The organism is Rhodococcus sp. NPDC003383 (assembly GCF_053589115.1).
The window spans coordinates 210,653-233,945 of sequence record NZ_JBSFRG010000004.1; the positions used below are offsets into that span (position 1 = coordinate 210,653).

Annotated in this window: 20 protein-coding genes; 7 read left to right on the top strand and 13 right to left on the bottom strand. The window is 70.1% G+C overall.

The genetic code is table 11. The features are described from left to right. Positions 1-48 precede the first annotated feature (48 nt). The gene (locus ACWDTS_RS05895; protein WP_450117782.1) at positions 49-690 is read right to left on the bottom strand and encodes a hypothetical protein; all 642 of its coding nucleotides are present in this window, start codon (positions 688-690) and stop codon (positions 49-51) included. 400 nt (positions 691-1,090) lie between these two features. Here ACWDTS_RS05895 and ACWDTS_RS05900 point away from each other — a divergent pair, with 400 nt between their 5' ends. From ACWDTS_RS05900 to ACWDTS_RS05915, 4 genes are all read left to right on the top strand, one after another. Next, the gene (locus tag ACWDTS_RS05900; protein ID WP_450117783.1) at positions 1,091-1,270 is read left to right on the top strand and encodes a hypothetical protein; all 180 of its coding nucleotides are present in this window, start codon (positions 1,091-1,093) and stop codon (positions 1,268-1,270) included. An 886-nt stretch (positions 1,271-2,156) separates the two neighbouring features. Further along, positions 2,157-2,375: a hypothetical protein gene (locus ACWDTS_RS05905; protein ID WP_450117784.1), complete on the top strand. Its 219-nt coding sequence runs from the start codon at positions 2,157-2,159 to the stop codon at positions 2,373-2,375. 260 nt (positions 2,376-2,635) lie between these two features. Further along, positions 2,636-4,726: a DEAD/DEAH box helicase gene (locus ACWDTS_RS05910; protein WP_450117785.1), complete on the top strand. Its 2,091-nt coding sequence runs from the start codon at positions 2,636-2,638 to the stop codon at positions 4,724-4,726. Positions 4,727-5,084: 358 nt separating this feature from the next. Next, complete coding sequence (locus ACWDTS_RS05915) at positions 5,085-5,303, top strand: hypothetical protein (RefSeq protein WP_450117786.1); 219 nt, start codon at positions 5,085-5,087, stop codon at positions 5,301-5,303. Between the two features lie 191 nt (positions 5,304-5,494). On the opposite strand, the gene ACWDTS_RS05920 is transcribed toward ACWDTS_RS05915, so the two are convergent. Both ACWDTS_RS05920 and ACWDTS_RS05925 read right to left on the bottom strand, forming a co-directional pair. Further along, a complete protein-coding gene (locus ACWDTS_RS05920) occupies positions 5,495-5,719 on the bottom strand; it encodes a DUF2945 domain-containing protein (protein ID WP_450108482.1) in 225 nt (74 codons plus the stop codon). Beyond that, positions 5,716-6,282 carry a DUF488 domain-containing protein gene (locus ACWDTS_RS05925; protein WP_450117807.1) on the bottom strand — a complete coding sequence of 189 codons (567 nt, stop codon included), beginning with the start codon at positions 6,280-6,282 and terminating at the stop codon, positions 5,716-5,718. Before ACWDTS_RS05925 ends, ACWDTS_RS05920 begins: the two co-directional genes overlap by 4 nt. A 106-nt stretch (positions 6,283-6,388) precedes the next feature. Here ACWDTS_RS05925 and ACWDTS_RS05930 point away from each other — a divergent pair, with 106 nt between their 5' ends. Together ACWDTS_RS05930 and ACWDTS_RS05935 are read left to right on the top strand one after the other, a co-directional pair. Then, the gene (locus ACWDTS_RS05930) at positions 6,389-7,987 is read left to right on the top strand and encodes an alpha/beta fold hydrolase (protein WP_450117787.1); all 1,599 of its coding nucleotides are present in this window, start codon (positions 6,389-6,391) and stop codon (positions 7,985-7,987) included. A gap of 48 nt (positions 7,988-8,035) precedes the next feature. Beyond that, on the top strand, positions 8,036-9,544 hold the full coding sequence (locus ACWDTS_RS05935) for a protein adenylyltransferase SelO (RefSeq protein WP_450108485.1): 1,509 nt from the start codon (positions 8,036-8,038) through the stop codon (positions 9,542-9,544). A gap of 95 nt (positions 9,545-9,639) precedes the next feature. Here the strand turns inward: ACWDTS_RS05935 and ACWDTS_RS05940 are convergent, their stop codons facing one another. Continuing rightward, a complete protein-coding gene (locus tag ACWDTS_RS05940; protein WP_450117788.1) occupies positions 9,640-10,272 on the bottom strand; it encodes a pyridoxamine 5'-phosphate oxidase family protein in 633 nt (210 codons plus the stop codon). 154 nt (positions 10,273-10,426) lie between these two features. Here ACWDTS_RS05940 and ACWDTS_RS05945 point away from each other — a divergent pair, with 154 nt between their 5' ends. Then, positions 10,427-11,038: a hypothetical protein gene (locus ACWDTS_RS05945; RefSeq protein ID WP_450117789.1), complete on the top strand. Its 612-nt coding sequence runs from the start codon at positions 10,427-10,429 to the stop codon at positions 11,036-11,038. A gap of 18 nt (positions 11,039-11,056) precedes the next feature. Here the strand turns inward: ACWDTS_RS05945 and ACWDTS_RS05950 are convergent, their stop codons facing one another. From ACWDTS_RS05950 to ACWDTS_RS05990, 9 genes are all read right to left on the bottom strand, one after another. Then, a complete protein-coding gene (locus tag ACWDTS_RS05950; protein ID WP_248674825.1) occupies positions 11,057-12,070 on the bottom strand; it encodes a 3-oxoacyl-ACP synthase III family protein in 1,014 nt (337 codons plus the stop codon). Between the two features lie 7 nt (positions 12,071-12,077). Further along, positions 12,078-12,734, bottom strand: a complete 657-nt coding sequence (locus ACWDTS_RS05955) for an SRPBCC family protein (protein WP_450117790.1) — start codon at positions 12,732-12,734, stop codon at positions 12,078-12,080. A gap of 18 nt (positions 12,735-12,752) precedes the next feature. Continuing rightward, positions 12,753-14,420, bottom strand: a complete 1,668-nt coding sequence (locus ACWDTS_RS05960) for a thiamine pyrophosphate-binding protein (protein ID WP_450117791.1) — start codon at positions 14,418-14,420, stop codon at positions 12,753-12,755. 35 nt (positions 14,421-14,455) lie between these two features. After that, positions 14,456-14,683 (bottom strand): hypothetical protein, encoded by a 228-nt coding sequence (locus ACWDTS_RS05965; protein WP_450117792.1) that lies wholly within the window; start codon positions 14,681-14,683, stop codon positions 14,456-14,458. A gap of 209 nt (positions 14,684-14,892) precedes the next feature. Beyond that, positions 14,893-19,053: a TIGR02680 family protein gene (locus ACWDTS_RS05970; protein ID WP_450117793.1), complete on the bottom strand. Its 4,161-nt coding sequence runs from the start codon at positions 19,051-19,053 to the stop codon at positions 14,893-14,895. After that, positions 19,050-20,459, bottom strand: a complete 1,410-nt coding sequence (locus ACWDTS_RS05975) for a DUF2398 family protein (RefSeq protein ID WP_450117794.1) — start codon at positions 20,457-20,459, stop codon at positions 19,050-19,052. Before ACWDTS_RS05975 ends, ACWDTS_RS05970 begins: the two co-directional genes overlap by 4 nt. Beyond that, positions 20,456-21,910: a TIGR02677 family protein gene (locus ACWDTS_RS05980; RefSeq protein WP_450108571.1), complete on the bottom strand. Its 1,455-nt coding sequence runs from the start codon at positions 21,908-21,910 to the stop codon at positions 20,456-20,458. The genes ACWDTS_RS05975 and ACWDTS_RS05980 overlap by 4 nt, the downstream gene beginning before the upstream one ends. Before the next feature lie 286 nt (positions 21,911-22,196). Continuing rightward, positions 22,197-22,394, bottom strand: a complete 198-nt coding sequence (locus tag ACWDTS_RS05985) for a DUF4177 domain-containing protein (RefSeq protein WP_197250494.1) — start codon at positions 22,392-22,394, stop codon at positions 22,197-22,199. A gap of 54 nt (positions 22,395-22,448) precedes the next feature. Next, the gene (locus tag ACWDTS_RS05990; RefSeq protein ID WP_450117795.1) at positions 22,449-23,243 is read right to left on the bottom strand and encodes an aminoglycoside phosphotransferase family protein; all 795 of its coding nucleotides are present in this window, start codon (positions 23,241-23,243) and stop codon (positions 22,449-22,451) included. Positions 23,244-23,293 lie beyond the last annotated feature (50 nt).

Genomic DNA, 23,293 nt, shown 5'->3' on the forward strand with positions numbered 1-23,293 from the left:
TACCCCTCAAGCTTCTGCGATCGGGGTATCCATCGGTTTGACAGCAGGTCAGTTCGGACTGTCCCAGACCATGCGGTAGGGCGGGCCGGCGCAGTACAGAAAGAACTGTGACAGCCAGTCGAGGACGTCGCAGGGAAGGCTTGGCGGGTCTTCGAGTAACGCGTGCTGCATGTCCTCGACGGAGACGACGGAGTTCGGCATCGAGGATCGCGCGAGCGACCCTCGAGACTCGTCCGGCCAGCTGGGATGGTTCGGGTCGGCGAGCAGGACCCCGATGCGCTCGACGATGAGCGGCCATTCTGGCATTCCTTTGTGGCGTGCACCGGTGCGCAGCGCTTGGTATACGAGGAAGCTCTCGAGTGCGATGTCGGTACAGGTGTGCTGATCGAGATGAATCATCAGATTGATGCGTCCTCGCACGTGGCGGGTGTAGGCGCCGAGGTGCCCGTATCCGAGTTCCTTCAACGTGCGTCCATCCGTGCAAGCCCATACGCGTTCTCGATCGAGGAGATGTTGCTCGAAATCGAGGAGTCCGTGCACGCGGTCGGGTGAGGAAAGCGCCTCCACTGCGTGCGTGTGTAAGGCGGTCGATTCGGCGAACATCGTCGTGTCGCTTGGTCCGCGTTTGCTGCCATGCATGCCTTCGACCGGTCCATTCCGCCAGACGTCCTCGACGAGGCCTACCGCCATCGCATCGAGTACAGCCCCAGGCCCGACTATGCCGGCGTCTCGACAGCATTGTGGGTGTTGTTCGGCCAGCATTGTCAGGGCTTCGCAAAGTTTGGCGTCGCCCGCGCATTCCTGTGGCATTCGGATGGATCTCGCTTTCGCTTGTCTGTTTGAGCGCACGCGGAGCGACGTGACACCGATACGGTCGATCAGTGATTGCTTCGCTCACGGATTTGGAGCGACACTCGGTGATCTTCTGTTCCAGGGTGACGGTGTTGGGATCGAGCACGTAAAGACGGCCCCAGTGGTGACGGAAGCCGAGTGTCTGCCACAGTTCACCGAGTGCGGATGCGCCAGGTTCCCACTCGACCTCGTGACCATTGGATTCGGGGTAGCGATTGCGCAGTTCGAACGGTGACGCATGAAGCGCAACGCACGCCGCATCGTGATCGATGCGGCGGATCGCCACGCTGGTCAGGTAGCGGCCGACACCGCCGAGCCCGCGCCATTGTTGAGCGAGCGTGACGTGGTTGATCAGTACCAGTCGACTTCCGAACCCCTCAACCCCGACGTCATCTGCGAGCTCATCCCCGTCGAATAGAGGCGCAAAGACCGCGGCGTCGGGGTCGTAGACAGGGGAGACTGTCGGGCTCCAGCGTTCAGGGCCGAAATCCCCACCGTCGAAGCGCGACCGGGCATTGAATGTCACTACCAGATCATCCAAGGCGTCGATATTCGGCATGCCGCGAAAACTACTACTGCATTCCGACACGTTCGGCGACGACGAGGATGTCCGGGAGCTCTCGGCTGTGTGCGCATCAACGGTTCCTGTTCGATCGTCGATGTCTCACTTGGTGGGTCCTTGGGTCACCGGTCGGATCCCCGGCTCTGGTGGTCGGACTCGGCCGTATTGCTTGGATGCGGCGACTGGACGGCAGCGGTCCGGTGAGATCGTCCAGTTGGCGTCCTGTAGTTTGCGGTGAGCTGCATGCATGTTCGGCGGGGTTCGGGAGGGCATCATGGTTCGTGCGCGCCGCTCGGGAGTCCATCTCCACACCGGTGCTCCCGCAAGCAGAGCACGTACGCCTGTGTGGGGTGGCCGGGACGTCAAGAGTGCCGTCGTCGATCCGGACGCGCCTCGACAAAGTGCACCACGCGCGCGTCCCGCGAAGTGCGGTTGGTGCGGTTCGCCGAATGCTGTTGCGGGCTCCAACCCCAAACGCTGCAAGCGCTGCGCCAAGCATGAACGCACAATCGCCGCGGCCGAGAAGTATCTGTCTTCCAACGGATTGCGTCCACTCGGAGGCTCCGTCGATTCGGAGAGTCCGGCAGAGGAGCAGCACCGCAGGGCCGCCGCGAAAGCCCGTACCGCGCTCAACAACGTGCGTCGGCGGCCGACGAAGAGGAAGTCCGACAAGAGCGCTGGAAAGGCTCGTTCGAGTCAACCTGATTGCCGGAGCACCTCGAAGGTGCCGTCGAATGCCAGCGTGACGCCGAAGAAAAAGCCGAAGAAGACGAAGACAGCCGGGAACGCGGGGATACCCGATCCGACCGACGATCGGCGACTCCTCGCGGCGGTGCAGCTGCGCATTCGCGATCAACAGAAGCAAGGCTACGACCGAACGGAGAGCAGTCGAGCGCGTCTTGCCGAGCTCCGCGAAATGGAACGCAGATTGCAGCACCGTATTGCGAACCGAAGGGGATGATCCGTTCCGGCCAGTCTTCAGGGGGTATGTGTGATTCGGCCGTGCTGTCGGCTACTACAATCCGCAGCACCTGGCTGTCGCACAACGCTTGGCTGAGTGCTTGCTTCGACCGGCCGGTGACTCCGACCGCCTGCCTGTTGCTCGTTCTGTTGCGGCGGTGATTTCGGTACGCCATCGATTCCCGATGAAGTTGCTCCGACTCGTTCGACCGCGAATGATCGACTGGTGCCCGACCACTACGCAACCGAGCGGCTCGATTCGTGACCGACGACGCCTTCGCCCTTCTACATCCGGGAGTTCAGTACCACCTCGCGAACACCCTGCGCTGGAACGGGCTCCGACCCACACAGTCCGCCGCGGTCGCGCCGATCCTCGCCGGTGAAGATGCACTCGTGCTCGCCCCGACCGCCGGCGGCAAAACCGAAGCCGCCGCATTCCCGCTGCTGTCGGCGATGGCCGAGCAGGACTGGCAGGGCGTGTCCGTCCTGTACGTGTGCCCACTGCGCGCGCTACTGAACAACCTGCAGCCACGCCTGCACGACTACGCCCAATGGCTCGGCCGCACCGCGGCGGTGTGGCACGGCGATGTCGGACAGTCCGCGCGCCAGAAGATCCTGCGGGAGCGCCCTGACATTCTGCTCACCACCCCCGAATCGCTCGAAGCAATGCTGGTGTCCACCAAGGTGGATCCGCGGGTCTTGTTCTCCGGTCTGCGCGCCGTCGTCGTCGATGAGGTGCACGCGTTCGCCGGCGACGATCGTGGCTGGCACCTGCTCGCGGTCCTCGAACGGCTGGCGCGCGTCGCAGGGCGAGACATCCAGCGCATCGGACTGTCCGCCACCGTCGGTAACCCGGACGAGTTGTTGTCCTGGCTGCAAGGTGGATTCAGCACGCGCGCCAAGCGGGTTGTTGCACCCGTCGTCAACGGTCCCGCGGCCGCGCCGGACATCACCGTCGACTACGTCGGATCCGTCGCCAACGCGGCGACCGTCATCGCGTCCCTACACCAAGGGGAGAAGCGCCTGGTATTCGTCGACTCCCGCCGCCGCGCCGAGGAACTCGGCGCAGCGCTCCGCGAACGCGGCGTGACGACCTTCCTCTCCCATTCGTCGCTGTCCGCCGCCGAACGCCGGCAGTCCGAAGCCGCCTTCGCCGAAGCGCGCGACACCGTCATCGTCGCCACCTCGACCCTGGAACTCGGCATCGACGTCGGAGACCTCGACCGCGTCATCCAGATCGGTGCGCCTCGCACCGTCGCGTCGTTCCTGCAACGACTCGGCCGCACCGGTCGCCGCGCGGGCACGACCCGCAACTGCCTGTTCCTGTGTCTCGACGACGAGCAGGAACTGCTCGCGCTCGGCATGTTGGATCGCTGGGCGCGCGGCTGGGTCGAGCCGATCGTTCCGCCGCCGTCGCCGCGGCACATCGTCGCGCAACAGTTGATGGCACTGTGTCTGCAGGAACACCGGATCGGTGCCGCGACGTGGCGCGACTGGTGGGGGAGTCTGCCGATCTTCGACGACACCGCCGACGACATCCTGCAGTTCCTCTGCGCCGAGGGCTATTTCGAACGCGACGGTGGATTTCTGCACATCGGGCCGGAAGCCGAGCGGCGATTCGGACGGCGCTACTTCTCCGACCTGACCGCTGTGTTCAGCGCGCCACCGGAATTCACGGTGCTCGCCGGGCGTAACGAGGTCGGCACCATCGGTACCGACCTGTTGGTGGAGGAGGTCGACGGTCCGCGTGTGCTCCTGCTCGGTGGCCGGTCGTGGAAGGTCACGCACGTGGACTGGCCGCGGCGGCGCTGCTTCGTCGAACCGGTCGACTCCGGCGGGAAAGCGAAGTGGTCGGGGCTCGGTGGTGGCGTGTCCTACTCGATCGCGCAGGGCATGCGGCATGTGATGCTCGGTGAGACGCCGCCGGGCGTCACTCTGACCCGCCGCGCGCAGGCCATGTTGACGGAACTGCGGGCCGGATACGCACCCGCAATCGATCCCGATGCGGCCGTGGTCGCGTTGCCGTCCGAAGGCACCGGGCGGTGGTGGACCTGGGCCGGCACCGCCGCGAATCGAACGTTGCAGGCGTCCCTGCCGACGCTGGTCGATCCTCGGCAGCGCATCGACGAGAAGTCGCTGCGTCTGCTGCCGGGCATCGGTCCGCGTGACGTGGCTGCGGCGGTCGCGAACGTCGCCTGGCGGGCGCCCGAGGTTGCGGCGAGCGCGGTGTCGGGCCTGAAGTTCTCCGCGGCGCTGCCGCCGGGTCTGGCGCAGCACACCCTGGCCGAGCGACTCGGCGACGAAGCCGGTGCCCGCGCCGCCGCCGAGGCGCCGAGGCGGATCCACCGGTAGTGAGCGTCGATGCAGCAGCGAATTCGCTGATGGGGTTGTCGACTGTGCACATCTTGTCGCGGCACGGCAGCAGGGCGCGACGACACGATGTGCACACCCATCGGAGGGTGTCACCGCGTTCGTGACGTCGGCCGGGCTGCGTCCGCGAGGGCGGCTGCGTCTGTAAGGGGGACACGCGGTCACGAGCGTCCGACGGGACGACCCGGGCCGGTGTCCGAATCCCGAGAAGTGACGACAATGTCTACCACCCGAGTTCAGCTTGCGCTCAACGTCGAAGGACGTGGCAACGGCGACCGCGTCTTAATCGACTCTGTTCGGGGTGCCGGCGCACAAGTAGCCCGCCGGATACGCCAACTTCGTGGTCGAGGACCCGCCATTGAAGACGGTGCTGGTCGAAAACCGTGTACGAGAGGACCTGAACCATCTCGGGGTCGAGGTGCAGACATCCGGGGACGTCTCTGCAGCGTTGGCGCGGTTCCGGGGTGCGGGCCTGACTGCGATGGCGGACGAGAAGGATCTGTGCAGCGGTGTGGGGCGCCGCGATGGACAGCGCGCTACACCGGCGTGGATCGGGTGACGACGGTACTGCCGCACAGCCACATCCGGGCCCGGTCACCGCTACGGCAGCGGGACCACCGAGGTGGGAGCGGCGAGAGCCGCCAGGGCGAGCACACCGACCGGTTCGGTGGGCAGATGCGGCGCGGCCGGCCTCGGCCGATCGATACGCGAGACCTGGAGGTGTTCGACGCCGCCGCCCTGCAGGACGAGCTACCCGGCGCCGTCCGCGAGTTTGGTCAGCGCGGAACCCTTGTGGGCGGCGACGTGATCGGTCTTGTCGCTGGCGATCTCGTATTGGGGCTCGTCCTCGGTGGCGTGACGGGTGTGCCCCTTGTACTCGAAGTCCTTCGTGTGAACCTTCGTGATCGTGCCGGAGACCCGGCCCGCCTCGGAATTCCAGCCGACGTGGTCGCCGACCGCGAACTTCTCGCTCATGCGGTGTCTCCTGTCGTCTGCGGGTAGGTCACGACGCCGTCAGGACTTACCGACGGTGCCGCACCCCACTGTCCCAGCTCGTGCCGCCTCGGAGCGGCCTCGGTCATCAGGTGCACGACCGTCCATCCCCGTGCCGCCAGGACGTTCGCGATCAGCAGGCGGTGACAGCGCCAGGGCATCGGCTCGCCGCACATGATCGCGACGTGCCGGTCCGTCGCGAGGCCGGTGAGGCGCGCGAGCCCGGCCTCGAAGGCGGGCGTGAGCGTGTAGTCCGCGTAGTTCTTGAAAGCGGCGTTCCGCCACCCGGCGTTGAGGGCCGGGTCGACATCCCTCTGCTTCGGGCGCCGGCCGCCGAGCTCGGCCAGGTGCAGGTATCCGATGCCGGCGCCGTCGAGCCAGGCCGGCATCGCGTCGGCGTCGAACTGCGGGCTCCGGCGCGAGCCCGGCATCTTGCGCACGTCGACGAGCAATTCGATATCCGCCGAGGTGAGCGTGTCGAGCACGACGGCGGGCGGGCAGGTCCAATGCCCGATCGTCCACAACGTGCCGGGACCAGCGCTCATGCTGTGACCAGCGCTCATGCTGTGCGGCCTCCTCTCGACCGGTCGCGTACCTCGACCGTATCCGGCGCCCTTGCGCAGCTTCGGCGAACGGGCGCACCCTCAACGGATGGCACTCGCACCGGGCATCGGGATCGCGGGAGCGGCAGCGGCCGCCATCTACGCCGGCGTGATACGTCCTCGACTCGTGCGATGGGGAGCCACCGAGGACGAGATCACCGGACCGTTCCCCGGCGCCGAGCTGGTTCCCGACGGCGAGAGATCGGGAGCCATGGCCGTCACCATCGACGCTCCGCCCGAACAGGTCTGGCCCTGGCTGGTGCAGATGGGCTGGGACCGGGGCGGCTGGTACTCGTGGGATCACCTGGACAACGCGGGCCGTCCGAGCGCGAGCCGGGTTCATCCGGAGTGGCAGGACCTCCGGTGCGGAGACACCCTCCGATACTGGGCGCCCGGCGCGGGTCCCGGAGACGCGTACACCGTCGCGACGATGGAGAAGAACCGGTTCCTCGGCCTCCACGGTCTGAGCGATCTACGCGGCCGAACTCTCGACCCTCGTCAACCCCGCCCCTCCGCCTACATCGAAGGATCGTGGGGCTTTCTGCTGAAGGAGCTTCCCGGTCGGCGCACCCGGCTGGTCATCAGCGGGTATCAGACGGGCCGTCCGCGCTGGGTCGCCCGTTTCGTGTATTTCTGGGTCTTCCCGCCCATGGTGTGGATCATGCAGGCCCGCATGCTGAGGGTTCTCAAGCGCAACATCGAACGTGCCGCCCGGACTTCGGAGCCTCCGACGGACGCGGTTGCGCCCCGCGGAAATCTCATTCGTCCACGCGGGTGGGCCGGGCTGCGCCGCGTCCGGCCCGGCCGCATCCCGATCCGGGACACCCACCTGTATGTCGACGTCGTCGGGCAGGGCCCTCCGCTGCTGATCATGCATGGTGGCCCGTCCGCGGATCTGTGGACGATGCAGTCGCTGCGGGCGTGCGCGGATCGGTTCACGCTCGTGTTCTACGACCATCGCTGCAACGGTCGCTCGGTCGGTGCGCCCGTCGAATCGATGACCTGGGAGAACCTGACCGCGGACGCCGACGGCCTGCGTGAGCACCTCGGATTCGGGCGGTGGGCGGTGCTCGGACACTCGTTCGGCGGGCAGGTCGCGCTCGAATACGCGCTGCGCTACCCCGACCGCGTCTCGCAACTCGTCCTGCTCGACACCAGCGCCGACAGCCGGTGGGAACGGCAGAACGCCGCCGAGGTCGTGCTCGAACGCGGCTACAGTCGCGCGGACGCCGACTTGGTGCGGCGCTGGTTCACGGGCGAGTTCACCCCGCGTGAGTACTACCCGATCTTCGCGCGGATCGGGCGTGCGTACTTCCACCACTACAGTCTCGGCGTCCTGGCTCGCGAACTCGCCGCCGGAGCGTGGCGCTCGCGACCCCGGCCCGAGCCGCTCATCTTCGCCGGTCGCTACCTGCTGAAGGGGTGGTCGGTCCTCGACCGGCTCGGCGAGATCGATGCCCCCACACTGGTTCTCGGCGGCCGCGACGACTTCGTCTTCCCACCGGCATGCCAACACGAGCTCGCGACCGGCATCCCCGGCTCGACGCTGCGGATCATCGAGCACGCCGGGCACAATCCCCACGACGAACAGACGGCGCAGGTTGTGCAGGCGATCGACGACTTCCTCGGTGCACATGCACCGACCTGACGGTCGTGCGCGCGGCGCACCGCACGGCGGGGTGGCTAGGCTCGGGGGATGGCGACGATCCCGGATTTCCCGACAGGCACGAGCACCGCGGTGTCCGGCCTCGAGAGCACGTTCGTCGACGAGATGGGCGGGTTGGCAGTGCCGTGGCAGGGCGCCGAGGTACCCGACCCGAAGCTGCTCGTGCTCAACGAGGACCTCGCGGCGTCGCTGGGGTTGGACGCGGCCTCCCTGCGAACCGACGACGGCGTCGCCGTGCTGGCCGGCTCCGCGGTGCCGGTCGGGGCGAAGCCGGTCGCGATGGCCTATGCCGGTCACCAGTTCGGTGGGTACGCCCCGCTCCTCGGGGACGGGCGGGCGTTGTTGCTCGGCGAACTCGTCGACGCTGACGGTCGGCGCGCGGATCTGCATCTGAAGGGTTCGGGGCCCACGCCGTTCTCCCGGGGCGGCGACGGCTTCGCGGTGGTCGGGCCGATGCTGCGCGAGTACCTGGTGAGCGAGGCGATGTATGCGCTCGGGATCCCCACCACCCGGTCGCTGTCGGTGGTGGCGACCGGCCGGCCGGTCTACCGTGACGGCGTCGAACCCGGTGCCGTGCTCGCGCGCGTCGCGTCCAGTCACCTGAGGGTGGGTACCTTCGAGTTCGCGGTCCGTCAGCGCGAGGTCGTGCAGTCGCTCGCCGACTACGCGATCGCCCGCCACTATCCGGAGCTCACCTCCCTGCCGGAGCAGGGGGAGGACGGTCGGTACCTGGCCTTCTTCCAGGCGGTGGTCGAGGCGCAGGCGTCGCTGGTGGCGCGGTGGATGCTGGTGGGCTTCGTACACGGGGTGATGAACACCGACAACACGACCATCTCCGGCGAGACCATCGACTACGGTCCGTGCGCCTTCCTCGACGGGTTCGACCCGGCGGCGGTGTTCAGTTCCATCGACCACACCGGTCGCTACGCGTTCGGGAACCAGCCGCGCGTCCTGAAGTGGAATCTGGCGCGCCTCGCGGAAACCTTGCTGACACTGGTCGATTCCGAGCCGAACGACGCGATCGCCGCGATCACCGCCGTCCTCGACACCTTCGACGAACGGTACGAGAACCACTACACGGCGGGGATGGCCGCGAAACTCGGCTTCACGGGCGGGTCCGTGGATCGGGCGCTCATCGACGACCTGCTGACCCTGCTGGCCGGCCACGGCGCCGACTGGACGGGCACCTTCCGCGCTCTCGCGGACGAACTGCGTGGGGATCCGGCGCCGCTCGACCGACTCGTACCGCGCGAGCACATCGGGCCGTGGCTGGAACGCTGGCGAAATGCCTTGCAGCAGCAGGGCCGTGGACCGTCGGAGGCGGCGGACGCGATGGACCGCGTGAACCCGCTCTACATCCCGCGCAACCATCGGCTCGACGCAGCCCTGCGAGCCGCGACCGGCGGCGACCTCGCGCCCTTCGAGAAGCTGCTCGAGGTCGTGACGCATCCGTTCGACCGCCGTGACGAGTGGTCCGAGTACACCGAGCCTGCCCCGCAATCGTTCACCGAGAGCTTCCGGACATTCTGCGGCACGTGATCCGGGACGAGCGGCAGCGGCACAGGCTTCCGAGTGTGCACATCTTGTCGCGACACGCCGAGACGGAGCGACAAGATGTGCACACCCACCGCGGGTCAGAGTAGGGAACGGACCGAGCCCGGCAGTGGCACAGCGGGATCGGTGAGCGGGGACCGCTCCGGCACACCCGCGACCGTGTGCAGCGGGACGACCCCGGCCCACACGCTGTGGTCCTCACCGTCATCGGCGGACTCGCCGGGCCCGGCGGCGCGGACCTTCACGCTCACCTCGTCCAACGGAAGTTCGAGCACCGTCGTCGCGGCGAGTTCCTTCGCGGACGGGGGACGGACCTCGTCCCACCTGCCCGGCATGAGGTGTTCGGTGACCGCCCGCAGTGCGTCTTCCTTCTCGTCGTCGGCGACCGGGGTCGCGACCCCGAAGACGACGGCGCTGCGGTAGTTCATGCTGCTGTCGAACGTCGAGCGCGCGAACACCAGGCCGTCGAGATTGGTGACGGCGACCGAGACCTCGAGGCCGCTGCGCGCGGTGAGGAACGCGCCGGCACCGGTCGACCCGTGCAGGAACAGACGGTTGCCGTCCCGGCCGAACGCCATCGGCAAGACCACCGGATATCCGTGACGGACGAACGCCACGTGCGCCACCCGCGCGTCGTCGAGCAGCCCGTGCAGGACCGTCCGATCGTCGGTGCCGCGGTCCGGTTTGCGGGTGATCCGGGTGCGCTCGCTCATGGCCCCGATCCAAGCAGCGCCGGCGCCGCCGGACAATCGAATATCGGCCCGGACGAGCCGGTTCCGGGAAAGGCCCACGACCACCCGACAGCGATGCTAGGTTAGCCTCACTTGCTTCGAGCCCCTCCGGTCCGGCACTTCCGAGGAGGAACCGATGGGACGGATCCCTCGAATTCTCGCGGCCGCGGGTGCCGCCGGCGCTCTGGCCCTGGCGGGCTGCAGCGACAGCGACAGCAGCGAGGCCGACTCGACCACCACCGCCACCACGACGGAAGCGGCCGACGCCGCGGCCCCGGCCGGTGTCGTCGAGCAGTACACCACCGTGGAAGAGGAAATCGCCGCCGAGGGCGGCGAGACCACCTCGGGTCCCTGGCGGGTGGCGTACATCGTCGAGGCCGCCGAACCGTGGTACGAACCGGCCGGCGCCGAGCAGCAGTTCCGGGAACCGGCACCGGGGGAGAACTACCACATCGAGATAATCCCGTTCGAGGCGTCGACCGGGCGGATCGTGCCCGACGTGCCGATCACCCTCGAGGTCGTCGGCGGCGACGGTCAGGTGGTCGACTCGAAGCAGCTGAACTTCTACTATTCCACGTTCTTCCACTACGCCGACAACTTCGTGGTGCCCGACCCCGGCACCTACACGCTGCGGGCCACGCTCGGCGCACCCATGTTCTTCCGGCACGGCGAGGCCGGCGAGACCCCGCCGCTGACCGAGGGCGCGACCGTCGAATTCACCGATGTCGAACTCCCGCCGCCGAACTGACCCACTGCCGCGACAAACTCACGGCGCCGCGCCCCACCGGATCGCCGCCGCGGCGGCGTAGTCACCGGCGTGCGCGAATCCGGCCAGCAGCACCAGCGATCCGTTCGGGATCCGGCCGGCCCGGTTCTCGACGTCGAGGGTGACCGGGAGGGCCGCACCGAACAGGTTGCCGCACTCGTCGAAGGTGTCGGGATGCCGCTCGGGGGCCAGTTCGAGGGCCTCACGCCAGTTGCGCAGGAACAACCGGTTGGGTTGGTTGGTGACGAAAGTATCGACCTCCGTGGACTTCACGCCGATCCGATTGCACACCGCCAGCGCGACCTCCGGGACCAGCCGGTTGCCGCGGGCGAAGACGGCGGTGATCTTCGCGTCGGTGAAGGCGATGTGCAGTTGCCCGGTGCCGGGGGCCCAGTATTTGCGGGGCGGGTCGATCTCGGCGGTCATGTCCCCGGCGTACTCGGGATGATGCCGGCTCTCGATGCCGAGGATCGGCGCGCGTTCCGACACCCCCAGCAGCGCAGCGCCGCTACCGTCCCCGGGGACCGCGGCCTGCGCGAGCGACCGCACGTCGGGCTGGGTGAAGATCTGGCCGGCGCTATTCTGCACCGCGACGATCAGCGCCGTACCGGCCCCGGTACCGGTCAGGAGGGTCCGGGCGAGTTCGATCATGTGCACGAACGCCGCGCAGCCCCCGTTGTGCACGTCGAGGATCCACCGCGGCGTCATGCCCAGCCGGCGTGCCAGCTCCGCCCCGCACCCGCACACGGGCAGGTCCGGCAGCTGGGTGTGGGTGAGCAGCACATCCACGCCGGTGACCGCCGCGCGGCCGTGGCGTTCGATCAGCGGAGCGACGGCGCGTTCGGCCATGTCGACGGCCGATTCACCGTCGGCCACGTGATGGCGGTGGGTGGGTGCGCGGAACATGACGTTGCGGGCCATCCGGTCCGACCGCGAGAACCGGGTGAAGAACTCCGTGCCGATCGGCGGGCCGGGCAGGTAGCTCGCGACGTCGAGCAGGCTGACCGTGACCATGCCGCGCTCACCTCATCCAGGCGGGGGTGATCGCCAGGCCGTGACGGGCCCGGTACTCGCACAAGGCGGTGAGATTGTCCAGTTCGAGCCGGTGCCCGGCGGCGAACATGTCCCAGAAGTCCCCGACCCAGACCTTGCGGCCCGCCGGTGCGGTCTCCGGATACGGGTTGCGGTCGTAGAACGGGTGGTGGCAGTTCGTCCACAGCACCACCGATCCGGGCTTGTCGAACACCGTCTGCGCGTCGACCACCCGCAGCAGGTAGATCATCCACAGGTGCCGGGCCTGATCCCAGGCGCAGTGGTAGTCGATGGTCATCGCGTCCGGGTTCGCCACGGTGCGGGTGTAGATGGTGGTGTCGGAGCCGAGCCGGTCGTGCGCCGACCACAGCCCGGGCGTTTCGGTGGGCGTGAAGTCGCGCAGACTGTACGTCCACTCCTCCAGGCTGCGGGTGTCCGACAGGTACCGGTACACCTCGCGCGGCGGCGCCGCGATGTAGCCGTTGACGGTGCAGTAGTCGCCGAAGATCCGGTCGTGCGGATACACCGACCGCAGCATGTCCAGGATGATCGGGGTCGTCGCCTCGCGGTCGGAGGTTTCGATCCGCAGCACCCCGGGCAGCTCGCCGCCCGGGATGTCCGCGAGGGCGGGAAGCGGGACGGTCACGGTGGTCCTCCTCGAGGCTCATTGCAGGAAGGGCAGGAACGGGGGGATCTCGTCGGGGTCGCAGTCCACGGCGATGAACGACGGGCCGCTCGTCGAGGTCGCGAGCTCGAGCGCGTCGAAGAGCTGGTCGACGGTCCCGGCCGGATAGGCGGGCATCGACGGGAACATCGCCGCGACGCCCTCGGCGATCCGGGACGGCCGGAACCGGTTGAAGCTGTACCGATTCCCGCAGAACAGCTGCTCGCGCGTCACGCACATGGCATGGGCGTTGTTGTTGAACACCACGAAGGTGATCGGCAGCCGATGCTCGATCGCCGTGTGGATCTCCAGGCCGTGCATGAAGAAGGCACCATCGCCGGCGACGACGAAGGTCCGGCGCCGCCGCGCGAACGCGGAGCCGATCGCCGCGCCGAAGCTGTAGCCCATGCCGCCCATCCCGAGCGCGACGACGAACCGGCTGCCCCGCGACACCGGAAGATGGTGCACGACCGACGCTCCCGTGTTGCCGGCGTCGGCGAACACGTCGGCGCCGGCGGGCATCATCACCGCGAGCGCCTCGACGGCCTCCCGGTAGCGCAGCCCGGGTCCGTCGCGCATTGGGACCGGCATCGGCGCCGACACCCAGGGCGCGACGGCCGCGGGTGGACGCGCCGTCGACAACTCCTCGGCGAGGGCACTCAACCCGGCACGCAGGTCGAGGACGGTGACATGCCCGGCGGGCAGATACGGGGGTTCGGCGCCGATGCTGGCGACCCGGACCGCGTCGAGGGCGGCCTCCAGGCCGGTGCGCGCCAGGGCCGGCATCCGGGTCCCGATCAGCAGGCACAGCGCACAATGCTGCACCGCCTCGACCAGTTCGGCGTGCCCCATGCAGCCGGCCACCCCGCTGAAGCCCGGTTCGTCGGCGGGATAGACGTCCTTGGCGTCCGGGACGACCCCGACGGCGGCATCCGTCGCGGCGGCGAGGGTGCGCAGCTGGGCGCGGGCGTCGTCGCGGGCAACCTGATCACCGGCGACGAGCACGATCTTGCCGGTCCGGCGGGCCGCGGCGAGCCGGTCCCGGATCCGGGCGAGACCGACCGGATCGTGGCCGGATCGGCGGGGCGGCGGTGAGAAGACGAATCCGCGGTCGACGGCGGCCTGCTGCACGTCCTTCGGCAGCAACAGCACGGCGGGCCCACCGGACCACGCCGCGGCGACCGCCCGGTCGAGATGCCCGGGCAGCTCGTCCGGACCCTCGATCCGCGCACAGTACCGGGAGATCTCGGTGAACAGCCGGGCCGCGTGGATCGTGCCGGCCTTACCGCTCGAGTCCTGGAACGCGCCGGCGCCCTCCAGTGTGGTCGGTGGCTGCCCGACCAGCGCCAGCACCGGAACCCGGGACGCGAAGGACTCGGCGAGCCCGGCCACCAGATTCATCGCTCCGCCGCCGGAGGTCGCGGCCACCACCCCGAGCCCGCCGGTGGTGCGGGCATAGCCGTCGGCCATCGTGGCGGCGGTGAACTCGTGCTTGGCCACCACCCCCTGGACGGGCCGGTCGGTGGCGAACAACGCGTCGTAGAGGTCCTCGATGTTGGCGCCGTCCACCCCGAAGACGTGGCTCACCCCCAGGTCGGCGACCGCGTCGACCACGGCGTCGACGACGCGCCGGACGGGCGGATCGGGGTGCGGGGCTCCGGTTTCCATGATGGGTGCTCCTGAACCGGGGATCGAAGGTCGGATCAGACGGAGCGGGCTGAGTGCCCGAGCCGGCCGCGGACGCACCGCGCGTACAGCCCGGCGGCGGGGGAGCCGGATTCCTCCGACCCCGGCCGCACCGCGGTGCGCCCACGACGCAGGACCCTGTCCCGCCCGAGCCCGCGCACATTGGTCATGCACAGCAGCACGTCGCCCGGACCCCGGAACACCTGGACGGGGCGGTTGCTCACATGCTCTCCGACGGTGGTCATCGCGAACCTCCTGGACCGACACGGCAGCCAGGTTCCACGACCGGCGCGCATCGAAACGCGTTCTGCCGGAAAGTCTTTCCGCTACGCTTCACGCGACCGGGCGGTACTGCCGATACCGTCAGTGTGAGCCCGCGGCCGCGCCGGTGACCATCCCCCGCACGGGGGATATCGGGCGACGGCGGGGAGCAGGCACCCCGCCGGCCGGGTCGCTAGGCGAACTCGAGCGCCCCCTCGACCGGCGCGAGCACCCGCCGCGTTCCCGGCGAACCCAGCGCCGCGGTCAGCTCCGACCCGTCGTGCTCGGCGAGCAGATCCCCGCTCGACCACACCAGCAGCGTCGCTGCGACCGTGTGCTCGGCCACCGAATGCGCCAGGTCGTAGTGCGCACACGCCGGCACGCCGGCGTAGGTGATCCACAGGTCGAACCCGGTCATGAACAGATCCAGGTCGAACTGCACACACAGGCTCAGCAACTCGCTGCGGCCGGTGTCGTCGACACCGGCGAACGCCTCGTCCAGCGCCAGCAGCCGCGGCGCGTGCGGATCCGCCGAATCGAGCATCACGTGCGCCGCCGCGAACAACGGCAGATGCAGCGACACCGACTGCTCACCCCCGGACAGCGCCGAATGCCGCGCCACCGTCAACCGGTCCTCGGTGCCGTCCGCGGCGATCAGGCTGAACGAGAACACCCGCCACCGCCGGTAGTCCAGCGTCGAGGCCAGGATCTCCGGGTACGACCGCTCCGGGTGCGCCGCCCGCTCGGCGCGGATCTGCGCCGCGAAATGCGCGCGCACCTCGGACAATTCGTCCGCGCCCAACGCCGACGCGTCCCGGTCCAGCAAGCGGCACACCGCCCGCGACCGGTCGTCGAGATGATCGGCCAACGCCCAGTGCACCCCGATCGTGTTGCCCGAGGACATGTGCCGCTTGCGCATCTCGGCGCCCATCCGGGCGATCAGCGCGCGGGCGTCGACGGTGCGCTCGTGGATCTGCTGCGCCAGCCCGGTCAGCAACGCGTCCTCGAGGATGCGACGCTCGGCGTCGGTGAGCAGCAGTTCCTGCTCCCGGCGCGCGGCGGCGATCCGCGTCGCGAACTGCCCGACGGACGAGAACCCCTGCTCGTCCTGCACCCGCACCACCGTCACCCCGTCCGGGGCGTCCCAGTGCAGCCGATAGTCCTGACCGGCCGCCGCCAGCTGCGCATCGAACTCCTGCAACGCGGACGTCAGCGCCGTGCGCGTCGACTTGCGGGCCGACTCCGACACCGTCACCGACTCGGTCGCCGCCAGCAGCGACGCGAACAGCGCCGACACCTCCGCCGGCAGCACCGGCACCTCCTCGCCGGTGTCACGCTGGATCCGATACACCAGCTGATCGGCGTCGAGCCACGCCGCCGGACCCGCCGGCCACGCGTGCGGCTGCTCGATCCCCAACAGCCCCAACAACTCCGGGCGCGCATAGGGGGCCAGGTGCTCGGCGTCGGCGAGCGCCTCCACCAGCGCCGACCGCAGCGTCTGCTCGGCCGCGGTGTGCGCCGCCTCGGCCTTGCCGATCCGCTCGATCGCCGCGTCGTACGCCTTGCGGGCGGTGCGCTGCGCCGCCTTCGCCGCCTCGATCCGCGCACGGGCCTGCTCGAGTTGCTCGTCGATCTGTTCCGCGGAGGCACCGAGCGCGTCCCGCAGCGTCTCGAGCCGCTGCTGCTGCGCCGTCAACGACTCCTCGGCGACCGCCGCCTGCTCGGCCGACTCCTCGGCGGCCCGCCGCGCCTCGTCGAGCCGCGCCGCCGCATCCCGCGCCCGCTCGAGCTCGGCGGTGTGCTCGCGCCGGGCCCGCAGCAGCGCCTGACCATGCGACTGGAAGTGCCGGATCGCCGCCGCGACCGCGTCGAGCTCGCGGGCGGTGTGCGGGGCGCGATGCGCGGCCGCCGCGGCCCGCACCTGCTGCTCCCGCGCCACATGCTCGGCCAGGGCCTGATCGAAGTCGCGGTCCGCCGCCGCGGCCGATTCCGTCGCGGTCCGCAGCGCGCCGGCGCACTCGGTGACCTTCCGCAACGCCGCCGACACGGTGCCCGTGCGCGGCAACGCCGACGCGGCCCGCTCGAGCCGGGTCAGCTGCTCCCCGAGCCGGCGCCGGTCCGCGCCCAGCGCCTCCACCGCGGCTCGCGCCTCGGCGATCATTCTGTCCAGATCCGCGATCCGGCTTTGCCGACGCCGCGCCCGCGCGGTCGCCCCGATGAACTCCGCGTGGTCCTTGCCGTGGCGCCCGACCTGCACGCCCTGCCGGAACCGGCCGCTCTCGTCGACGGCCACGGCGACCGACCCGTCCGCCGGGGTCAACGCGATCGACGCGAGCAGATCCCGCACCCGCTGCTCCGGAACACCGGCATCGGGCTCGGCGACCAGCACATCGGCCAGGGTGCGCCCGGCCGGACGCTGCGCCGCCGGCAGCGGCTCCAGGAACTGCCCGGATTCGGTGTCCGCTGCCGGCACCGACTCGTCGGACACCCAGCCGTCCAGCAGATTCGCCGCCTCCAACGCGGCCTCGATCCCGGCCGCCGCCTCCGGCGTGACCTCGTCAGCGAACCGCACCAGCCGCCACAACGGCGCACCCGGCAAACCCTCCCGGTCGCCGCGCCGGGCCGGGAACGGCGGGGGAGCGTCGTCATGTTCGGCCGCGATCGCCGCCCGCTCGGACTCGAGTTCCCCGATCCGCGCCTCGAGCGCCTCCGCGTCCGCCGCGCACGACCGCCGCCGGAACTTCAGTTCCTCCACCGCGGACGCGGTGTGCGCCGCCAGCACCGCCGCCGGGGCGGGCGCATCGTCGTCGCCGGCGCGGGCGATCGCGTCGTCGAGGGCGTCGAGCAGCCCGGTCGCGACCCCCGCCGCCGCGAACTCGTCGCCGTGCTCACCCCACCAGGTGCGCAGCTGATTCGCCGTCTCGGCGCGGGCGAGCTCGACCATCGTCTCCGCCGCCTCGACCGCGGCCCGCGCGGTGTCCAGCTGCGCGCGGCCCCGCTGCGCCGACGCCTCCGCGCGCGTCCGCGCCGACGCGGCGCCCTCGACGCGCGAGAGCGCCGACCGCACCGCCTGCACATCGGCTTCGCGTTCGGCCACGTGCCCGTCGATCGCGGCCGCCAGCTGCTCGGCACGCACATCCGGTTGCGGTGCGGCCCAGACGATTCCCGCGTCCTCCGACGCCGCGGCCAGCGCCGCCTCGCCCCGCGCGAGCGCCGCCGCCGCCGCCGTCACCGCGGCGGCCGCGCGTTCGGTTTCCTCGGTGCGCTGCGCGAGCGTGGCCTGCGCCCGCCGGGCCTGCTCGCCCTGCGCGATGGTGGTGCGTTCGAGATTCGCGACGGCCTGCGCCAGGTCGTCGAGCTGCTGCTTGCCCTCGTACGCGCTCGAGCGTTGCAGCGCCTCGAGATTCGCGCGGGCCTGCTCGAGTTCCCGCTCGGTCTCGGCGAGCTGCTGCTCGACGGTCGCACGCTCGGTCCCGGACCGCAGCCGGTCCGCCGCCGCGCCGTGCAGCGTCTCGATCCCGGCGTCGACCGCCGCCAGCCGCGCCGCGACCTGCTCGACGTCCGCCCGCGCCTGCTGCCGCAGATACCTCCCGTACACCGTGACGAACCGCTGCGCCGCCTCGTCCGCCGCCGACAGCGACTCGAGCACCCGCGCGACCTCCTCCATGTCGGAGAACGAGCGGGCCGCCTCGAGCACCAGCCGGTCGTCCAGCGGCCGCAGACCGTCGGTCAACGCCTGCGACAACCCCTTCGGGTCGAGATTCTTCGCCAGCTGCGGCCGCCGCAGCGTGAGGATCAGATTGATCAGCTGGTCGTACCGCTGTGCGCCGAGCCCGAACAGCCGCGCGTCGATCGCCGCCCGGTAGTCCACCGGCCGATCCGACACCGCGTCCGCACCGACCTCGTCGATCAACTGCTTGCGGGTCAGCGGCCGATCCTCGGCGTCGAGCAGCGAGAAGTCCACCCCGACCCGGCCGTCGACGACGAAATACCAGCGGGTGACCTTGTCGTTGCCGCGGGTGGCGCGCATCCCGATGCCGACCGTCACGGCCTCCGGATCGTCACGGTCACCGCGGCAGAACTCCATCCACACATACGAATACGCGCTGTCCTGCCCGCGGTAGAGCAGGTTCGACCGCATCGTGCGTTCCTCACCGGCGAACGGGTTCAAACGGCGCGGTTCGATCCGGCCGTCGAACACGAACGGGAACAGCACCTCGAGGGCCTTGGTCTTGCCCGACCCGTTCGGGCCGCGCAGCACCAGGCGCCCGTCGGCGAACGAGAACTCCTGGTCCCGGTAGTCCCACAGGTTGATGATCCCGGCCCGTGTCGGCCGGAAACGGGCACTGCTCATGACAACTCCGCCTCGCTCGAGTCTCCCGGATACAGATCGATCTGCGGGTCCCGCTCCCGGACGGTGACCGTGACCCCGCGGTAGCGCGCCAGCGCCGGCAACGCCAGCACCCCACCGGGCACCCGCACCACCAGCCGCAGCTTCTCCAGCAGATCCAGCGCCGCCGCGGCCAACCCGGCCGGATCGGCCTGCCACTGCGCCGCGAACGTGCGCCCGTAGGCGTCGACGAGCTGCCCGACCGTCGAAGCCAGCCACCCGTCCTCGATGAGCGGATGCAGCGCGGCCGGCCGCTCCTCGGCCGGCTCCGGCTCCGGCGCCGGGTCGGACCCCGACTCTGCGCCGTCCTCCACGGCGAGCGCCGCGAACACCCCCGCCGCGGGGATTGCCGCATCCACCGCCGCCACCAGCGCCTCGTGACCGTCCGCGGGCAACGGCATGCGCAGCAGCCCGGCGTCCTCGTCCTCGGGCACCCCCGCGTCGAGCACCCGGGCGCTGATTTCCCCGGCCAGCAGCAACGCCAACTGCGCCACCGACCCGGTCCCGGGAAACCGCAGATCCGACAGCCGGCCCGACGAATCCACCAGCGCCACGCCCTCGGCGCGACGCTCGGCGACCAGACCGGTCAGCAACTCCACGTCCGCCGCGGTCCGCGGCAACGCCAACTGCAACGCCTCCGCATCGTCGAGCTCCTCCGCGTACAACACCGGCCGCTGCACCAGCGCCCGCCGCACCCGCCGCGCGACCTCCGCCGCCGCGACCGGACGCTCCGGATCGGCCGGGACGCCCCCGTCGGCCAGCAGCCCACGCACCGACCGCAGATGCTGCAACACCCGCGGCGGCCGGAACAACGCCGTCACCACCGCCCGGTCGATGTCGTACAAGGCCTCACCGACCTCCGGATCCGACGCCCACCGGCCGGCATCCCCGTCGGCCAGGGTGATCGCACCCCGCGTGCACAACCACGCCACCGCATCGACGAACGCATCCCGGTCCGCGGCCCGGTCCGCCGCCAGCTCCACCCCGTCGACCTGCGACGCCTCCGCCGCCACGTGCCCGGCCAGCTCGGACAGGCTGATCTGATTCCCGCCCCGCCCCAACGCCGCCAGCGCCAACGCCAGATACGCGTAGCGCCGCCGATCGAACGGCCGATCCGACACCGTCGACGTACCTGCCCCCGGGTCGAGCCGATCCGCGACCGTGAACAACCGGGCCGTCGTCTCGGTCACCTCGAGCCGATACCCGAACGCCTCGAGCAGATCCGCGCGCAACTCCGTCGCCCACCGCCGCACCAGCGGCAGCGCATTCGGATCCGGATACGACACCGTCACCAGATGGTGAGTGAGAATCAACCGCACCGCCCGCTGGAACGAATCCAGCTCGAGCGACGGAATGCCCCGCGCCTTCACCGCACGTCCACCGACAGGCCGTCCAGATGCAACCGGCCCCGCGCCGTGTGCACCACCATCGACTCCGCGCTCGGCGTCAACGTCAATGTCACCCCGTTCCCCGAACCCGTCGCCGCATCACCCACACGGGCACTGATCGGCACCCGCGCCGACAACGCCGCATCCAGCAGACCCAACAGCACCTCGGTCTCGGCCTCCGACAACTCCCGCTCCCGCACACCCCCGGTGGCCAGCGACGCCGCGGCCGCCGCGCGGCGACGCTGCGCCGCGAGCTGCACCTCCCGCAGCCGCCGGATCCCGGACTCGTTCCGCACCACCTTGCCCGGCGCCCCCGCCGACGGGGTCCGGCCCGTCTCGGCGAGCGTCCGGGAGATCTCCACCGGCGGCGCCTCCCACCACGACATCCCGATCGGCACCGCCTCCGCATCCGCGTGCGGCATCGCGAAATGCCGCGGCCGGCCCAGATCGAACACCACCCCGAACAGGGCGTGCGCCGCCTCCTCGCTCGGTGCGGCCGCGAACCAGCCCGCCAGGTGCCGCAACTGCGACTCCCGGCTCACCCCGCCCTTGCGGGTCTCGGTGACACGCCGCAGCAACGCCAGCACCGCGGCGATCGCGCTCATCGTGCCCTCCCGCAGCCGATCGGCCTCGCTCGGCGCCGACCCCACCCCGGCGAACCAGTGCTCGATGCCGCGCCACCGCGACCGCCAGTCCGCCTCCCGCTCCTCGACCGGCAACAACACCCGTTCGTCGTGGGCCGCAGCCCGCGCCAACAACTGCTCGACACCGGTCGCCTGCACCCGCTCGAGCGCGGCGGTCAGCTTCGGCGCGAACCGCGCCAGATCCGAACTGAACTCGCGCATGTGCATCAGCAACGCGTCCTTGTGCGCGAGGAACACCTCCGGCGTGATCTCCGTGGTCCGCACCATGTCACCGAGCACGAGATAGAACCGGGCCGCCCGTTCGGCCATGTCCGACAACGTCGCATCGAGCCGCATCAGCTTGCGGATGACCAGCTCCCCGTCACCCGCCTCGTTCGCCGCCGCGAGATCGGTCAGATCCGCCAGCAGATCCGCCAGCGCCAGCCGCGACAGCGACGCATCCTCCCCGCGGCCGCTCAGCACGTCCTCCACCGCCCGGAACGCGTGATAACCGGGCCGGGTGAACTGATACACGAAATGCCGATTGCGGTACTCGGCGAGTGTCGCCGCCCGCGTCCCGTCGTAGCTGCGCTCGAGCAGACCCCACGCGTGCAGCTGCTCGAGCAGCGGCGTGACGTCCTGCGCCGACAACGCCGCCGCCGGATCGTCCCCGCCGATCCGCCCGAGGATCGACGCGACCTCCCCGGCATGCAGCAACACCACATAGTTGGCGCGGGCATGGTCGAACGCCCGCAACACCCACAGATATTCGGTGCGCTTCTCCGCTGTCGCGAACGAGAACAGCCGCAGCCGCTCACCCCGCGCGATCGGGTCCTCGACCCCGCCGGGATGGGACTGCACTGTTTCACTCACCGTGACAGGGTAGGCGGACCGGGCCGCCGCACCCGCATCACCCGCCGACCGTGTCGGACTACGGCACGACGAACCACTTCCCGAACGGCACGATCTGCCAGGGCACCGGTTCGGCAGAGTCGCCACCGCACGGTGCTCCGACCCGGAACATCACGACGACAGGCAAGCACGCCCGCATCCCGATCCGGCGGTCGCTCCGATCGACGACCGTCCGTTCCGTGGATCAGTCCCGGCGTTCGAACGTGATCAACAGGCCCTCCACGCCACCCGGTCCGACGCGTCCCTTGATGTCGGCGGAAGTGATCGCCTTGAGCTGCCAGCCGTCTCGCGCGTGCTCGTTGAGAACCTTCTCGAGCTTCTCACCGGAGAGTTTTCCGCCGAGCATCTTCTCCCGGAGCTCGACCACCTTGTAGGAATACACGTTCCGAGTCCTTCCGTCCGGGACACCGCTGACGGCGAGCGTACCCCGCAGCACTCAGCGTCGAACTGCCTTCGCGATGGTCACGAACCGCGTCACGCGATCGCGTTGCTCCCTGGTGAGAGGACCCCGAGCCTCGTCGAGCGTCCACCGCGCGTTGATCACCGACCGCACCACCACCCAACCGCGCGCCCGTTCCTCGTCGAGCTCCCCGGCATCGACCACCGCCTCGAACCGGCGCAACAACCCGCCGCGGACATCGCCGGCCAGCTCGTCCCACCGGTTCCACAACAGCGGCGCCGGCTCGAAGTTCCGGTCGCCGGCCAACGGTTTCGGGTCGATCGCGAGCCACGGCCGACGCTCCCCGGCGAGAACATTCCCGTAGTGCAGATCGCCGTGCAGCATCACCGACGACGCGCCCTCGTCGGCTGTCAGCTCCCGCGCCAGCGCCGCGGCCTGCTCGACCAGCCGGTGAGGGATCGGAACATCGCGGGGCAGCCGTTCCAGAATCTCGGCCTCACGCCCCATATACGCGGACAACCGCCGCAGCCGCGGGACCGCCGGACGGTGCAACCGCCGCATCAGCTCGCCGGCGATCCCGCACGCCTCCACGTCCCACAACCCGGTCAGATCCTCGGAACCGAGCCGCTCGAGCAGCAGCGCGCGGCGCGCGGGATCGGCCCGGACGAGCTGCGCCGCGCCGTCACCGTGCCAGTGCCGCAGCGCCAGGTGCTCGTGTGCGGACTCCTCGTCGGGGAAGCCGACCTTCAGTACGGCCAGGTCACCGGAGGCGTCGCGCACCGGCAGGACCAGCGACCGGTGCCCGTGGATCGCGGCGCCGTCTGGCGTCAACCGCCACTCGTCGACGATCCGGGACAGCAGTCGCGGCGATCCGTCGACCC

Excerpts from the sequence above, each read along its gene's own strand:
- ACWDTS_RS05935 (WP_450108485.1), top strand. The coding sequence starts at position 8,036 with ATGGCGACGATCCCGGATTTCCCGACAGGCACGAGCACCGCGGTGTCC.
- ACWDTS_RS05970 (WP_450117793.1), bottom strand. The coding sequence starts at position 19,053 with ATGAGCAGTGCCCGTTTCCGGCCGACACGGGCCGGGATCATCAACCTG.
- ACWDTS_RS05950 (WP_248674825.1), bottom strand. The coding sequence starts at position 12,070 with ATGGTCACGGTCAGCCTGCTCGACGTCGCGAGCTACCTGCCCGGCCCG.
- ACWDTS_RS05925 (WP_450117807.1), bottom strand. The coding sequence starts at position 6,282 with ATGAGCGCTGGTCCCGGCACGTTGTGGACGATCGGGCATTGGACCTGC.
- ACWDTS_RS05930 (WP_450117787.1), top strand. The coding sequence starts at position 6,389 with ATGGCACTCGCACCGGGCATCGGGATCGCGGGAGCGGCAGCGGCCGCC.
- ACWDTS_RS05920 (WP_450108482.1), bottom strand. The coding sequence starts at position 5,719 with ATGAGCGAGAAGTTCGCGGTCGGCGACCACGTCGGCTGGAATTCCGAG.
- ACWDTS_RS05940 (WP_450117788.1), bottom strand. The coding sequence starts at position 10,272 with ATGAGCGAGCGCACCCGGATCACCCGCAAACCGGACCGCGGCACCGAC.
- ACWDTS_RS05960 (WP_450117791.1), bottom strand. The coding sequence starts at position 14,420 with ATGGAAACCGGAGCCCCGCACCCCGATCCGCCCGTCCGGCGCGTCGTC.
- ACWDTS_RS05965 (WP_450117792.1), bottom strand. The coding sequence starts at position 14,683 with ATGACCACCGTCGGAGAGCATGTGAGCAACCGCCCCGTCCAGGTGTTC.
- ACWDTS_RS05900 (WP_450117783.1), top strand. The coding sequence starts at position 1,091 with ATGAAGCGCAACGCACGCCGCATCGTGATCGATGCGGCGGATCGCCAC.
- ACWDTS_RS05895 (WP_450117782.1), bottom strand. The coding sequence starts at position 690 with ATGGCGGTAGGCCTCGTCGAGGACGTCTGGCGGAATGGACCGGTCGAA.
- ACWDTS_RS05945 (WP_450117789.1), top strand. The coding sequence starts at position 10,427 with ATGGGACGGATCCCTCGAATTCTCGCGGCCGCGGGTGCCGCCGGCGCT.